The 572-nt window shown below is 44.8% G+C and carries 1 protein-coding gene; it reads right to left on the reverse strand.

What is annotated here, in order from left to right; translation table 11 throughout:
- Positions 1-572: hypothetical protein (locus HY58_RS19680; RefSeq protein ID WP_039135690.1), on the reverse strand; the 572-nt coding region annotated here is incomplete at both ends.

Here is a 572-nt window from a genome sequence, read left to right on the forward strand (position 1 = left end):
GGTGATAGTTCCGTTTGCATTTGCTTCTGCGCAAGGACCAACTGTTGTAACCGTGTAATTGAAAGTTCCGAATTCTGTTGGCGTTCCACTGATGGTAAAAACACCTCCGCTATAATTACCTGACACGCCTGCCGGAAGTCCCGTTACAGTTGCATCTGTTGCCGTTCCACCTACAGCATAAGTGATATTGGTTATCGGAGTATTAATACATAGTGTCTGCGCTTCCGTAGCTGCAGCTGATGTGAGGCTGATCGATGAATTCGGTTGAACAGTGATGGTTCCGCTTACCGTTTCTTCTGCGCAAGGACCAACTGTTGTAACTATGTAGATGAAAGTTCCGGATTCTGTTGGTGTTCCACTAATTGTAAAAACACCTCCGCTATAATTACCTGACACGCCTGCCGGAAGTCCCGTGACAGTTGCATCATTACCAGTTCCACCAACTGCATAAGAAATATTGGTTATCGGAGTATTAATACATAGTATCTGTTCTTCCGTTGCTGCAGCTGATGTAAGGTTGATTGTTGAATTCGGTTGAACAGTGATTGTTCCATTTGCAGTTGCTTCAGCAC

Source organism: Flavihumibacter sp. ZG627, from assembly GCF_000814325.1.
Classification (GTDB): Bacteria; Bacteroidota; Bacteroidia; order Chitinophagales; family Chitinophagaceae; genus Flavihumibacter.